12 protein-coding genes and 1 pseudogene are annotated in these 14,326 nt (G+C 33.4%); 8 read left to right on the top strand and 5 right to left on the bottom strand.

The genetic code is table 11. The features are described 5' to 3' along the window. Positions 1 to 47: 47 nt before the first annotated feature. The 4 genes and pseudogenes from FTU62_RS14780 to FTU62_RS14770 form a co-directional block, all read right to left on the bottom strand. Positions 48 to 1,268: an OmpP1/FadL family transporter gene (locus FTU62_RS14780; protein WP_180103059.1), complete on the bottom strand. Its 1,221-nt coding sequence runs from the start codon at positions 1,266 to 1,268 to the stop codon at positions 48 to 50. Positions 1,269 to 1,573: 305 nt separating this feature from the next. Beyond that, positions 1,574 to 3,115, bottom strand: coding sequence for an outer membrane protein transport protein (locus tag FTU62_RS14775; RefSeq protein WP_180077302.1), 1,542 nt, complete (start codon positions 3,113 to 3,115; stop codon positions 1,574 to 1,576). 714 nt (positions 3,116 to 3,829) lie between these two features. Continuing rightward, positions 3,830 to 3,961 (bottom strand): annotated as a pseudogene (locus tag FTU62_RS17505) (DUF4172 domain-containing protein); the annotation flags it as partial. 308 nt (positions 3,962 to 4,269) lie between these two features. Continuing rightward, entirely contained in the window at positions 4,270 to 5,190 is a 921-nt protein-coding gene (locus FTU62_RS14770; protein ID WP_180103058.1) for a hypothetical protein, read from the bottom strand. A 555-nt stretch (positions 5,191 to 5,745) separates the two neighbouring features. Here FTU62_RS14770 and FTU62_RS14765 point away from each other — a divergent pair. The 5 genes from FTU62_RS14765 (at position 5,746) to FTU62_RS14745 (ending at position 11,440) form a co-directional block, all read left to right on the top strand. Then, positions 5,746 to 6,696, top strand: coding sequence for an inovirus-type Gp2 protein (locus tag FTU62_RS14765; RefSeq protein WP_009585820.1), 951 nt, complete (start codon positions 5,746 to 5,748; stop codon positions 6,694 to 6,696). Positions 6,697 to 6,944: 248 nt separating this feature from the next. Then, a complete protein-coding gene (locus FTU62_RS14760) occupies positions 6,945 to 7,241 on the top strand; it encodes a hypothetical protein (RefSeq protein WP_180103057.1) in 297 nt (98 codons plus the stop codon). Between the two features lie 106 nt (positions 7,242 to 7,347). Continuing rightward, positions 7,348 to 8,571, top strand: a complete 1,224-nt coding sequence (locus FTU62_RS14755; protein WP_009585829.1) for a hypothetical protein — start codon at positions 7,348 to 7,350, stop codon at positions 8,569 to 8,571. A 794-nt stretch (positions 8,572 to 9,365) separates the two neighbouring features. Beyond that, positions 9,366 to 10,772 carry an antiviral reverse transcriptase Drt2 gene (gene drt2 / locus FTU62_RS14750; RefSeq protein ID WP_180103056.1) on the top strand — a complete coding sequence of 469 codons (1,407 nt, stop codon included), beginning with the start codon at positions 9,366 to 9,368 and terminating at the stop codon, positions 10,770 to 10,772. Between the two features lie 506 nt (positions 10,773 to 11,278). Then, positions 11,279 to 11,440 (top strand): hypothetical protein, encoded by a 162-nt coding sequence (locus FTU62_RS14745; RefSeq protein WP_009585603.1) that lies wholly within the window; start codon positions 11,279 to 11,281, stop codon positions 11,438 to 11,440. 90 nt (positions 11,441 to 11,530) lie between these two features. On the opposite strand, the gene FTU62_RS14740 is transcribed toward FTU62_RS14745, so the two are convergent. After that, positions 11,531 to 12,160: a hypothetical protein gene (locus tag FTU62_RS14740; RefSeq protein ID WP_009585597.1), complete on the bottom strand. Its 630-nt coding sequence runs from the start codon at positions 12,158 to 12,160 to the stop codon at positions 11,531 to 11,533. Between the two features lie 730 nt (positions 12,161 to 12,890). On the opposite strand from FTU62_RS14740, the gene FTU62_RS14735 reads away from it, so the two are divergent. The 3 genes from FTU62_RS14735 to FTU62_RS14725 are packed head-to-tail and all read left to right on the top strand — an operon-like array spanning position 12,891 to position 14,152. Next, positions 12,891 to 13,175: a hypothetical protein gene (locus FTU62_RS14735; protein WP_009585578.1), complete on the top strand. Its 285-nt coding sequence runs from the start codon at positions 12,891 to 12,893 to the stop codon at positions 13,173 to 13,175. 4 nt (positions 13,176 to 13,179) lie between these two features. Beyond that, entirely contained in the window at positions 13,180 to 13,491 is a 312-nt protein-coding gene (locus tag FTU62_RS14730; protein ID WP_009585624.1) for a hypothetical protein, read from the top strand. Positions 13,492 to 13,528: 37 nt separating this feature from the next. Beyond that, on the top strand, positions 13,529 to 14,152 hold the full coding sequence (locus tag FTU62_RS14725) for a hypothetical protein (RefSeq protein ID WP_180103055.1): 624 nt from the start codon (positions 13,529 to 13,531) through the stop codon (positions 14,150 to 14,152). Positions 14,153 to 14,326: the final 174 nt, after the last annotated feature.

Here is a 14,326-nt window from a genome sequence, read left to right as displayed (position 1 = left end):
AAAAGCCCCAAAATGGGGCTTTTTTACATTACAAAATATAACTTGTATTAGAAGTTGTACCCGACATTTAAACCATAAGCAATTGCGTGGTTATCTGTGAATGTGCCTGCAGGGGTGTGTGCGCCCGTTACAGCATCTGCATCACCCAACCAGAAATATTTTATACCAGCACCGATGAAGTAATTTGTAGCAGGAGAGAAGCGTATACCTGTACCAATATTCCAATAACCTTCAGTTGGACCTAATGTTGTCACAGGGTTGCCTGCTCCAGAGTCCCAACCGATAGATACATTTGCAGCCCAACGATCTGTAAATTTACGACCAACACCAATGTTTGCAGAAATTTGATCATCTTTATAATCAATTAAGTTAAAACCATTTGGCTTAGTTGGAACCATACCAGATTGACCGAGTGTTTCACTAAGTTTTCCAAACTTGTAAGGTTGTACTTTAAATTTTGACCAATCTACCCAACGTAAATTTGCAAATGCAACAGTGTTTTCCATAATACCTGTTTGGAAATCAATATTTACAGACTGTGGAGTCGTTAGCTCAGTTTCACCTTTTGCAGAGTTTATAACAGTCATTGCACCATTTAAAGCGTCATTTCCAGTCATTCCTGCAGCATTAAAACGCTCATAGGCATTCATTTCATGATCAATTTCAGAGCGATAAGTTACAGAGGCTTTAAGCGCAATTTCTGGAATTTGATATGCAACACCCGCTAACCAACCAACGGATTCATCTTCACCTGTTCTAAAATCATATCCATTAAAAGCAGAATATGTTTTACCACGTAGAAGTACTGTGCCATCTACTGTTTGATATACAGCACCTGCATATACGTTCCAGTTCTCATTGGGTTGATAGCCCACCAATAAACTTAGATTTTGTGTATCTACAACAACAGATGTATTTCCTTGAAAAGGCAATGGACGGTTTTCAACAAAGTTATTTTGGCCAGAATATTCTGCATCTGCACCAAAGGGTTGGTCGTAGATTAAACCTACTGAAATTTTATCTGTGGCTTGGATTTTAAGTGCTGCATGAGGAAAATAATAATCACCCGCCATATCTGAAGCACTGTTTTTATCAGTGTCTTGTCCTGATACATTTGGATCTAGAATTGAAATACCAGCTTCTGCATAGTTACCAGGTTGTAAGAATGCAGAAATTGATTGGCCTGAACGGTCTAAACCACCAGCAATCGCTGTAGTTGCAGGCATTAAACTGATGATGATGGCTTTTGTAAGACTGTTGAGTTGCATACATTATCCCTGTTTGTAACTTTTGATGTTATTTCAATGTGTGGAAAGTAACATAAATAGAAAAACAGTAAATAAGAGTTGCTACTCTAAAAATGAACTGTATAAGTTAAAAAATAAGCAATGCTAGAGTAATTATTCTAGAAGGTGTTATTTATGTTTATGATTTATAAATAAAAAAATAGAGTATTTAACTTAATGTTTATCTTTGAACTTAAAAAATTCAAATGCTCAATCTATGAACATTTGAATTAAATTATTTTTACAATAGTAGATTGGATATATTTCCAATCTACTAATACCGAGAATTAGAAGCGGTAACCGATTTTTAAACCGTATGCCCAAGCATCGTTATCCTCAAATTCACCAACAATACGGCTATCTTCACCAAATTGAGCAGCTGTTTGAGATTTTGCATCACCGAGCATGAAGTATTTCACGCCACCAGCAATGAAGTAATTCGGTGCTGGACTAAATTGTAAACCTAAGCCGACATTCCAGTAACCTTCAGTAGGGCCAAGTGTTGATACAGGGTTACCAGCGCCTGAGTCCCAACCTACGGATACGTTACCAGCCCATTGTTCACTAAGTTTGCGACCAACACCAACTGTTGCAGAAATTTGGTCTTCAGAATATTCAACTAAGTTAAAGCCGTTCGGACGGTTAACTGCTGGTAATTGTCCAACTGCTTCAGACATTAAACCAAATTGGTATGGACGAATTGCGAAATTTGACCATTCAACCCAACGCACGTTTGCAAATGCAACGGTGTCAGCCATGATACCAGATTGGAAATCAAGGTTTACAGACTGAGGTGTAGTAATCGTCGAAGTGCCCTTAGCTCCAACTACATCTGCAGGGTTTTGACCAAGTAGCGTTAACGCGCCAGCAGTTGGAATTGTTTCACGAATTGTCGTTTCATGGTCAATTTCAGAACGATATGTTAAAGAAGCTTTAAGTGCAATTTCTGGAATTTGGTAAGCAACACCTGCCAACCAACCAAGATCACCAGTTTCTTTAATGTTTGAGTCATAGCCATTAAAAATGCTATAGCCTTGACCACGTAGGCTTACGCTACCTTTAACCGTTTGATAAACAGGACCAGCATAGATGTTCCAATTTGGCGTAGGTTGGAAGCCAAAAACAAAAGCTAAGTTCTGAGTGTCTACAGAAACTTTTGTATTTCCTTGGCCTAGAGCAACACCTGCATTATCTAAACGTTGTTGTAATTGCTGTTGACCTTGAATAAATGCCCCAGCTTCAACTTGTGGACGTACTGCAGCAGCAGCTGTATCAACATTACCACCTGCTTGAGTGATAATACCTGTCACTGTTGCTTGTAAAGTAGCATTATAAGCTGGGTTAGTTGGAGACATACCTTGTTGTGCAAGCAAGCCTTGCGCTGCTAAACCTACAATTTGTGTACTTGTAAGTTGATTTAAAGTTTGAGTAACTTCATTTCGAACCATGCTGTCTAATAGTGGTTGAGGTAATACCGTGTCAGAAGCTTGTGAAACAAAAGCATTGTTACCTTTATATTCAGCAGCGGCACCAAATGGTTGGTCATATAGAAGACCGAATGAAAACTTATCAGTTAATTGTAGTTTTAATGCGGCTGAAGGGAAGTAATAATCATCAGCCATGTCTTCAATATTACGACGTGTAGCTGTTTCACCAGCTTCTTTACCAGATACTGTCGGGTCTAGAACTGAAATACCTGCTTCAAAATAATTTCCTGGTTGTAAGAATGCAGACATAGATTGGCCTGAACGGTCCATTGCTGCTGCAAAAGCACCTGTCATTGGAACTGAAGCAAGAATCATGGCTGTAGCTAAAGTTTTTAATTTCATTCTTCGTCATTCCTTGAGATACGAATTTGATTTTTATGGTTAATGCATATATTCGTTATGGAAAACTTTTTAATACTCTTGGGCTTAATTGTTACTCCATGTGACAAAAATAGCACAATTAAAATAAGAGTAAATGCTCTAGATTGAAAAATATGATTGAAAAACGAACTATTTAGAGTAAATGTACTAATTAATACATATAACATTTTGATTATTATTTAATATTTTTAGTTACTGCATTATTTTCTAAACCTAAAAATAATTGAAAATATTTTGATATGGGCAGTCATAAATTGATTTTTTTGGCCTTATAGACCACGCCATGTGTCGTTTTTTGCATTGACAAATAGATGATTAGGGAATTTAAAAGTGCTATCCAATTCTTCTTAAAAAACAAACTCTCAAGAGTAATATCAGTAAAAACAAAGATTAAGTTAAAAAATTCAGAGATGAATTTTGAATTTGTAATTTAGATTTAAGAATTCTGAATTTAGTTTTATTGATAAATGTGAGTTGAAAAAATCAGAGAGGTGAGGTGTCCAAAAAAATGTGCGCTCTGCGGGACTCAAAACATTGTGCTATCTAATTGAATTTTAAATTGATAATTTATTGGGTAAATTTGTTTTACCGCAAAATATACCGTAAAAAATAAAAGTACTATTTTTATAATTGAGCATTGATCTGATAGCGAGTATTTCGTCCACGACCTTCTAACTAGATTATACACTCTTTTTTGAGCAAGTCAGACAAGTGGTGGGGTACTGTTGCTTTACAGACTTTCGCAACCTTTTGATATTGTGAGGCGCTGATATTATGTTCGAAGCTTTTCTCTGCATGATCTAGTAACTATTTTTAACCTGTTCATACATTTGTGTTAGGGTACAGTCTATGAATGTATGTTTATAGCGATGAAGAATGTTAATTTTTATTTAAGTGAGCCTTCAAAATGTATGGTTTGATATCTATTGAATCGAAAAAAATTGCATAGTTCTTGAATTTCTTATTTTGCCTATTCGTACACGCTGTGCCATTCAATTCTCATTTATTGCAGCATGTCAATCCAAGATTAACACGCTGTTTCTTTCGATGTACCAAATAGATAAGCTATTGAAATTAGCTTTCAATATTCACTCGGTTTTATTTAGAGAGGCCTTTTAGTATTTTAAATTTCCTCGCTCATCACACATGAGATCCTGATATTCTCTTTTTAATAGATCCTCCATGACTTCAGCTTCACTTTTATTTTTAAATTCAGCTAATTTCTCTAAAAAACTTTTAGCTTGCTTAGTTAATGGTAAATGATATTTACTTTTTACTTTATTGGAGGCTTTAAATTTATACTGTGACCAAGATTTTTTTAATCGTTCTATGTAAATTATATAAGATTCAGTAGTTTCAAAGTTAATTGAATCAATTAAAACCAATACCATAAGCGGTGTAATTTTTTTTTCTAGATTGATGATTGGGGGGTGTGATTCTTTCTTTGAAATGTAGTTGTAGCACCAAAAAAGCATGTTTTGATCTAAATTTACTAACCACTGGGAAAACTTGTCTGTTTGAATTATCCAGTTATTCCATTCTATTTTAATATTCTCAATGAATTTAACTTTTTTATCTTGCATGTTTAAGGCAGATTGAAGGAGTGAATGATTATTAATTTGAGGGTTTACTGAATCAATCTTATCAAAAGTTAAACATAATCTAAATTTGCTATAGCGTATTTTATCATTATTTTTATTCATTCCAAATAGTGATGGAGTATTATTAAGCAATTCAAAGTCAAGTTTATTTTGTACCCAGATTAAATTCCTAATATCTGAATCAGGAACCCAATTGAAAAAAGTTTCTGAAATTTTTCTTAAGTTCTCTAGTTTATTTAAAATATCTCTTTGTATATTTTGTTCATGCTTCAATAAATTTAAACATTCATTATGTAAAGATTCAATATTTCCAATATTTCTTTCACTATGTTTATATGGAAATAAGTATTCATGCAGCCAATATAATTGATCTTCGGAAAGGTTATAGAACATATCGTTTATTACTAATTTACTTCCTGGGTTAAAGCCACTCATTTTAAACCTTAGATTCACATATACTTTTATTTCTAATTATTATTAAATTTTAAGATAAATCAAGCATAATTTATGAAAAATTATTACTATAATTTTATATGTTTTTAGTGATATTTTGATGATATTTTAGTGATTTTTTTGAGTTTAATTTATCATAAGTATTTGATTTTTAATTATTGGTGACTTTAGCTTCCTTTGTGTTAGATAAATTTCTATGTATATGAGACATTGTCGATGAGGAGATGGCTGTTTTCTGATGATTCTTATTGTATTTCTGAGTGTACTAAGTTGGTTACTTATACTATTAATTCATCCTAAAACTGATCTTCAAGAAATCTTGGTTTGTATCACTAGCGAGGTATGTGTATTTACTCATGCCTTATTACCTTATAAGTGACCTTTATCTAGTTATGACTATTTTTATATATGAAGTTTTAAAGGTGTATTTATCTATTAGCTTCTTTCAATAAGTTGAACAACTTAAGATGAAAGTTGAATAATTAAAAAAAACAGAAATGACTGATGACATGGTTATAAACACTTTTAGGAGTAACCATGAAAAACACTACATTTAAAACCAAGTCTTATTCTGAAACTGAAATTCTATTTGCAGTTGAAAACTTTGTTATTAATATTCATCTGGCTGGTTTCAATCATTCTCAAAAACAAGAGTTTAAAGAGCTGCTTGAACTATTTGATACAATTTACAATATAGATTACTGTTACAGTGATTATATTACAGCTTTCATTATGTTGAAGTTGTATATTGACCAAATCCGTTTTGATCCACTTGTAATGCAAACTGATAGTTATGATTTTGTTTTAGAATTCGATGATGAGCAACTAGCATTTTATAAAAAGATGCTCAAGATGTTGAAAGGTGAGATTGAGCGAGATCTACATCAGTTTAGGCTACAAGAAAAGGACAATACAGAAAGCTTGAAGGAATATGTTGAAGAGCTATTTAATCACTATACAAAGCTTCTAATTGTTCGTGTTGACTTAGGATATTTAAACGATTCAAAACAGCAAATCACCATAGAGCAATTCTATCGGCATTTTGAAATCATGCGTAATCGCCTTTCTAACCAAGATACCTTCTTTAGTAATCTTCATGGATATTCATGGGCAATTGAGCAAGGGAAGGAGCGAGGTTATCACGTACATCTATTGCTTATGTATGATGGAACCAAAGTACAGAATGGCTCTTATTATGCGCAGCGTGTAGGGGAGAAATGGCAACAAATTACCCAAGGGCATGGTAGCTATTTTAACCTTCATAGCAAGGATTATATTAATAAGCTACGCATGGCAGGCTGTGATATCGGTATCGGGATGGTATCGAGAAACAACGAAGGTGACTGGGAAAGAGTGGTTACCGTAATTGAATATCTGACAGACCCCGCTAAGGACGAACAGCGTCTCAGAGTAAAGTGTTTTAGGAACATGCAAACTTTTGGGAAAGGGCAGTTTGAGAATAGCAAGCGTAGAGGGATCAAGAAGTAACTCAAGTTAAAATTCTTGACTTATACATTATTAGCTAAAAAAGCCTTTGGGAACATTAGTCAAAATTATAGGTAGAGATTGTCACAAGCAACTCTACCTTATTTCAATATTGATTATCTGAAGGGCGATAGCCCGTTGATTATAAGACAACCTGTGAGACACAGATTGTCGTACTGAATCATTTGAATGTTGATTAAAGAATCTATTTTGAATAAAAATCAATCAATGTCATTAATTAGGTTTGAATCATGGAAATAATTCACAATGTATTTGTTTGGATTGTCAATTTTATTCTAAGTGGAAGAGCAAAAGCCATTGGTGTTGCATTCTTAGGTTTAGGTGTTTCATACCTTTTATTTCAAGGAGCTTCATTATTCCTTAATACATTCATGTCTTTGTCACCCCAATTCCAAGAATATGTATTCAATCACAGAATTTGGTTTATGGTAGGTCTATTTGTTTTGGGCATGATACCAGCTGGTATTGGTTGCTATATGTGTTACAAAGATTTGGAATACATTGATAATAAACAGTTATATAGATAAATTATGGTATCAGTCTATAAGAATAATTTCAGATTTTCAAATTTGACCTGAGATACGAGTTTTTGAAAAAACTACTTGTTTGGACAACAATATTTCGAGAAGTTTAATGACATTTAATGATTTCCGAGAATCTTTAAAGGATAAAGATTTAAAAGGGCTGGATTCAGAGTTTACTTATTCTACTAGGAGACTAGTTGCTTTATTTAGTGCTGAGGGTGCTCATCTGAATCGATGGTGGGTTATGACTCCAGTAGATTGGTTTTGTCCTTGTTGTAAAAGAACAAAAGGCCAAATTGTTCGTTTAAATAAAAATAATTACTTAACATGTCAGTTACACGAACACCATGACCATATGGAAGAAGTAGTAAAAACGCTATTTGAAAAATATGCCATAGCTAGAAATCAGCAAATCGCTGATGAGCTTTCTGAAAGATTTGCAATTAAGTCTGCCTTTTCACTATCTGCATATGACAAAACTATTGTTTGTTTTGATTGTAACAAGGCTGATGCTGATGCAAAAAAAATAGTGAAAGCGCACAATTATTTTTCATTTTCTCCAAAAGAAATATCAGAATTTGTAATTTCTTCTCCGAATCATGAACATAAAATTAATGAAGAAATTGCAAAACAAGTATGGGAAAGAGTACAACCAATATTTCACATACGTATGGAAATGGCTGAAAAGTTTGCGATGATCGCAGCAGAAAAAAAAGATTGGTATCAGCCCTCATTAGAGACATCAAAACAAATAGAAAGACGTTCCAAATGGTTGTTTGAATACAATGGTTTATTAGAATTAGATAAATATGAGCCCGAAAAAATACTTTATAACACTGAGCACTTTAAAGGAAAAAATAACTCTTGGCGGTTGAAAAATAATCCAGTCATAATGAAACGTCCCTCTGCACAGGAGTTGTCCCATCTTATTTCTACTAGAGGAAAGTACTGGGAACGATATGATGACAGTTGGAGGTGTCCATGTTGTGATCGGAAAAAATATGAATGTGTTAGACCTTCCAATAAAAATACATGGGTGCTAGAAATCAAATCAGCACCATTATTTTCAGATACGATACTTGAAATTAATAATAGAGCCGAACCTATGTGTGTAGATTGCATGAATACAGCACTAGAACTAGGTCGAGAAGTAATTAAAGAGAGTGGAAAGACTTTAGATTTTCCAAGTTCTGTTGTTAGACTGAGTGAGCTTAAAAAAGTTGTAATCGCAAGAGTCCATTCAAAGCATTTGTTTAAAAATGATGTAATTGATCAATTAATTCCAAGTATGGTAAAGAGGTTTTTAAGCTTTTTAGAAAAAACAAAAAATTAGAAAATTCATAGAACAACCTGCATGATAGTCAGCATTTACCTATACTTATCACTGCAAATTAGCTCGATGGGTAGGTAGAGTAGAGATGGATGAAATCACGGAAGTGCTTGGTTATTATTGGAATTGCCATACCTTTATCCAATTTGACTTTAATAACAACTTATACCGTTGAAAATTTAGTACAAGGCTATATTTATTGCCTTATTTATGAATTGTATAGTATCAATATTCAGAAATAAATTCAGAAATCAACTTAAAGAAATAACAGGGTTGTGATTCTAGCCAAAATTCTTGACTTATACATTTTTAGCTAAAAATGCTGTGTCGGTATCATAAGGAATTGAGCCACTACTGGCTCAATTCCTACAGGTAAAATCTAGACTCTCTAATTTAGTTAGTATTTTATTTTTTATATGAAAGATTTATATGCTAAGAAAAGCAGGAGTTTGTCTTTAGCCTAAGTAGTCCTTTTTTAAACTAAGTTTTGAGGCTTTATTTTTTGCATCAATATTGTATTTTAAAGAAAATTCACATAAAATTTGATTGCCTTCGAACTGACGTTGCGGAGAGTTGGATGTTTAAGATGTCAAGTACTTTATCAAGTACTTGCAGCACAATGTAAATCTTCGTGAGAAGTTGTTGGTTTAGCTGTTTAACTTTATTGTTAGGTATCATTAGGTACTCCTTGAGTTTATACTAAGTTGTTATATGCGTTTTGGTTTTAACTTAGATTAAGTCGTTCCCCCAGATGGATTTTTATCGGCGCGAGATATTTGCTATCTGGGGTTTACTATATGAAATATGAAGATTATTACGACGAAATATATTCAAAGAAGCATGAAAAAGTAGTTAATAATGTTAAAAAGCCAAAGAGTTTATTACATTTTGATTATGCTCTTGGGCCTAAAGAGGCATTTAAATTAGTTTCTAATCCTGAGAATGTTGAAAAACATTGGTTCCTTCCAATGCTTGGGTTTAACTTATCAATTAGAAGAACCTACCTAGAAGAGAATAAACCAGGAAATGTAGTTAAAAAAAGAAAAAATAAAGATCGACCTATTAGATATGCCTCTAATAGGGATGCATATATTTATACTTATTATTCTTACATGTTTAATAAACAATATGAGGAGTACCTTAGTGATAAAAGTTTCTATCACTCTCCAATTGCATACCGATCACTAGAAAAAAATAATATTGATTTCGCTCACAAGGTTTTTAATAAAATCAAAGAATTAGGAGAGTGTACTGTCATATGTATGGATCTAACAAGTTTCTTTGATACTTTGGATCACACTATCTTATATCAAAATACATTAAAAATATTAGGACAAACTAAATTTAGGCCAGATCAAGAAAAAGTTCTTAACTCTTTAACGAAATATTCATTTTTTGATAAAGATTCAGTAATTCGTGAATTAGGTTGGACTCTTCAGGAGTTTCGAGAAATAAGGAGTTCTATCCTTTATAAAAAGGGGCTAACCCCTGATGATTCTTTCTTTAGTTTTAAGCAGATCCGGAGTAATAAGGATAGTAATGGTGAATGGATTATTAAAAAAAATCCGAATAGAGATAATAAAAAAATGGTTGGAATCCCACAAGGAACCCCTATTTCGGCTCTACTATCTAATATATATATGATAGATTTTGATCAAGAAATATTTGAATATACTGCTTCTAAGAAAGGCTATTATGTAAGATATTGTGATGATGTCTTAGTTATATTACCAGGTCAAAATTGTTATCGAGATATTGTTACAACTATTAAGGAAATTTTAGTTAGAACTGCTGGAAATAGTTTAAAAATCAATGAAGGTAAAACTGAGGCTATTCAATTTTATGTAGCCAAAGAAGGGTTAGATTATACAAATCTACTTCATCCTGAAAAGAACTTTGAGTTGCAATATTTAGGCTTTAATTTTAATGGAAAAAGAACAGTCATACGGCATAGCAGTATTGCTAGATACTATAGAAAACTTAAATCAAAGCTTAATACTGTAAAATATCGTGCATCTAAAAATGAAAAAAAATCAACGCCTTACTTAAGAGATATTTACCAAAAATATAGCCACGTTTCTAATAAAAAAACATTTATTAGTTACGTGAAATTAGCTTCTGATGTTATGGGGGAAAAGAAAATCATGCGACAGGTGAAAAATCATATGAAGTTTATTAAAAAGGTAGCATCTGAGAAAACTTAATAATATTAAAAAGCATTTTAATTTAATTTTAGGAACTCATTCTTGATTGGTTCAGTTGTATTGAGCAATTGATGAAAAAGGCTGTATGTATCTGCTAAATGCCTGTATTAATCATTGATGCTTATTTTTTATTTATTTTTAAGAGGGTGTAAAAAATTATGAGTAAATAGAGTATTAAAATACTTAATTACACGTTTTTCAAACATGATACTAAAGCGATTTATGGCAACTTTCCAAATGGCAAAGTCTCGCTTAGAATGGCTGGATAGTGTGTAATAAAGAACTTAATTTAGAATCAAGCAAAATTTTGAGACAGTCAGAAATTAAATATTCTGAAAAATTTAGATGCTTTATTTGGGGTTACTGTTTGAAATATCAAATGTTTTGTTTTTAAATTAATATAAGATATTAAAATATATAGATAAAAATAAAAAAATATAGGTATAATGTCAATGTATCTACACTTAGCAAATAATATCATTAAAAATTTTAAGAGGGGGAGCGAAATGTCAAAAACAGCGTATATTGTAAAATGGGTTGATTCAAAAGCACCATCTTCTGTTATCAGCACACCTATTCAAGCGAGTTCAGCGCAAGAAGCTAAAGCTCTGCTTGAAGCAAAGCAAAGAGGCAAATCAATAAAAATTATTTCTGCAAATCCACAGTAATTTTTACTAATACTGATTATGTGAAAGGCTCTAAAGAGCCTTTTTGTTTTAACCAATCTTTAATTTTTTACATACTTAAAATATAGAAGCTTACTTATTGATCATTCTTTTTTTTATTTTTTCTAAATTTTTGTTTAAATTGTATAACTCTTTTTCGTAATTTTTATAATTAGTATCAATATCTGAAATTTTTTGAATAATTAAGTTTTCTTCATCAATATTTTTAAAATTTTTAATAGATTGATTAAGCTCGAATTTATCTCTTCGTAAGTTTTTCATACGTTTAGTAACTGTTTTCTTTACGGCTTCTAAAGATGAAATTTTATTTTCAATAGATTCTTTATTTTCTTCCTTATTCTGCTCTTTTGTTTGCCTATCAGCATAATTAAAACTTTTTCTATAATTATCTAAACCTTGTTTCCTTTCATTTATGTCCGATTGTATATTTTCTATGTTATTTAGATAACTTTTTGCTTTCTGCTTATTTTCTATTGTTTCATTTGGATCATTTATTACTTCTTTTGCATTTTTTTTAATTTGATCATTATTAGCCTCAGCTAAATTAAGAAGAAGTGATGGGGCTTCTTGGGCTAATTTTGTTGCTCCAGCTACAACTGTTTTTCCAATTACTTCTGCTAAGCCTAAAGTTTTATCTTTTGTTGATTCTGAATTCTTGACTTTATCATTGAATGTATCTTTTATATTTTTCCAAGAAAACATATTCTATTCCTTAAATAAATTAGCTACGTATAAATATAATTTGTATTAAGTAACTCTACAATTCTTTAAGTGGCTAAAATGACAATTTGATTAAGAAATTTCCGTAAAGTTGGCATGACATGGTATATGGAGTTATTTTTGAAGATTTTAGGAACTTGCTTAGTGTTAGCTAATTGACTTTTCTGATGGTTTATTATATTTCCCCCGTTTTCTAATTAACCAATAGATATATTGAAATATAAAACAAGCCCTATTTCTAAACATCTGAATTGACTTAAATCCACCTCACCATTATTCTTAGCATGCTGACCTACATTGTCAGTTGGTTTTGACAGACCAAGCGTATAGCGTATCAGGTACTTATATTCTTCCTGAGTATAAGTCTTGTGCGAAACCTTCTCGTCCCCCTTTGCGGTAGAACGGGAGGGGGACGCGTTCGCGCGTGCTGGTTCTATATGCCCAGTCTGTCAACCCCTTTTCGTTCTGCCACCATAATCAATTGACAGTGATTCGGTAGAACTTCTTATGCATATAGGAGTCCATCATGGTAATTCAAAACATCCCCTTGCTGTACTGAATTCTATTTCAAGCAACTGACTTTTTACCAAGCAGTTGATGGGATTTATTCGTCTCATTTTATTCAAATTCGCACATCTTCCTGACTCGGGAGCGTTCGTCGTTGTGTCTTAAATTTTGATTTCAATACAGAACAATATTAGAGGGGAGCTTTATGAAAATTCTAACATTCAGCATGCTTGCTGTATTCCTTTTACCTGTTTTATCTGCTTGTTCATCTACGGATAGCAAAGACCGTAAAGCCTATATCGAACAATGCATGTATCCAAACGCTGCCATTAAAACCGCAGTGGAAAGTGAAGAAGCTTGTGCCTGTCGCTATGACAGTATTCGTGAACAATACGGCAAGCCATTCTTTACTGTACCAATCACCAATGATGAAGACAGACGTCGTCTGGACTTTGCTAGAGGCTATACCGTGGGCAAATGCAGAGGATAGGAATATGCAAAACAAAAAAATATTTCTGATTATTGCTGTTGCTTTGCTTGCAGGTTGTACCTCCAAACAAGAGAAAGCTTGTCAGGAAGAAGCCAATGTGGCTGAAACTGTGATGCAGGCGCGCTTGACCTACGGTGGTTTTGCCGAAGCGACGTATATGCTTGCAGGCGATAACGATGAGCTGAGAGAACAACTTAGACCCATCATTCATGATGCCTTTGAATATAGTCGAGGTGGTACAGCGACATTCGAAAAAACCAAACAAGTCTTTAAAGATAAATACTACCAACAGTGCATGGATAGACCAGCACCTTGATGTGAATGCCTAAGCATAGAGGGGAGAGGGGGGAAAGATGAAAAAGATCATGATGTTGGCAACCATAGCTATGTTGACGGTCGGTTGTGAAAAGCAACCAGAAGCAGTACAAGCACAGAATAGCGCAGTTCAAACTGAGCAAGTCAAAGCAAAGGCTCAAACAGACAAGTTGACTGAGAAAGAACTACAGGACTTGGAGTCCTTAGAAAAATCGCCAAGTGAAGAAACGGCAGCCACCGCAGGCTATTATTTGAGTAATTTGGAAGTGACACCCGTTGAAGAGATCCGCGAATTTATTGCTAAGGGCTGGGATGAATGGGAAACACTAAATAGACAGGAAGCGGAGAAGGACGCACAACAATCACCATCCGACCAAGGCGATGCTTCAATGCAATATCGTATTGAAATCAAGAATCATGTCTTTGGTGGAAAGCATGAGGTTGAAACAGCCTACCTCCATTTAATCTCATTGTCCGACAGCATTACACTGGATCGAGTGGTGGTGAATCGGGGTAACTGTAAAGCAGATTATCGTGATGGTGCCAATCCAATTCTGTACGGCAAATCCATGCGTTTCTTCTTAAATTGTGATCCACGGAATGTTAGAGAGGTGGTTGCAGTACTCAAGGATGGACGTGAAATTGTGATGTCACCGCAGTAGGCTGAGGGCTGTATTTATTCTACATATGCACCACTCACTATACTGTTGAGTTGTTGAAGCTTTTGAGCGGATTGAAAGAAATTTCACTTATATAACATAAAGATGAATCAATAGACTGAATGTGTTCATTGAGCCTATTACACAGGATTTAATAAGCACATTCACAAGACCCAT

This window comes from Acinetobacter sp. YH12126 (assembly GCF_013418745.1).
Lineage (GTDB): Bacteria > Pseudomonadota > Gammaproteobacteria > Pseudomonadales > Moraxellaceae > Acinetobacter > Acinetobacter amyesii.
The sequence above is the reverse complement of the archived record's forward strand: the minus strand, read 5'-3'. Positions and strand labels throughout refer to the sequence as shown.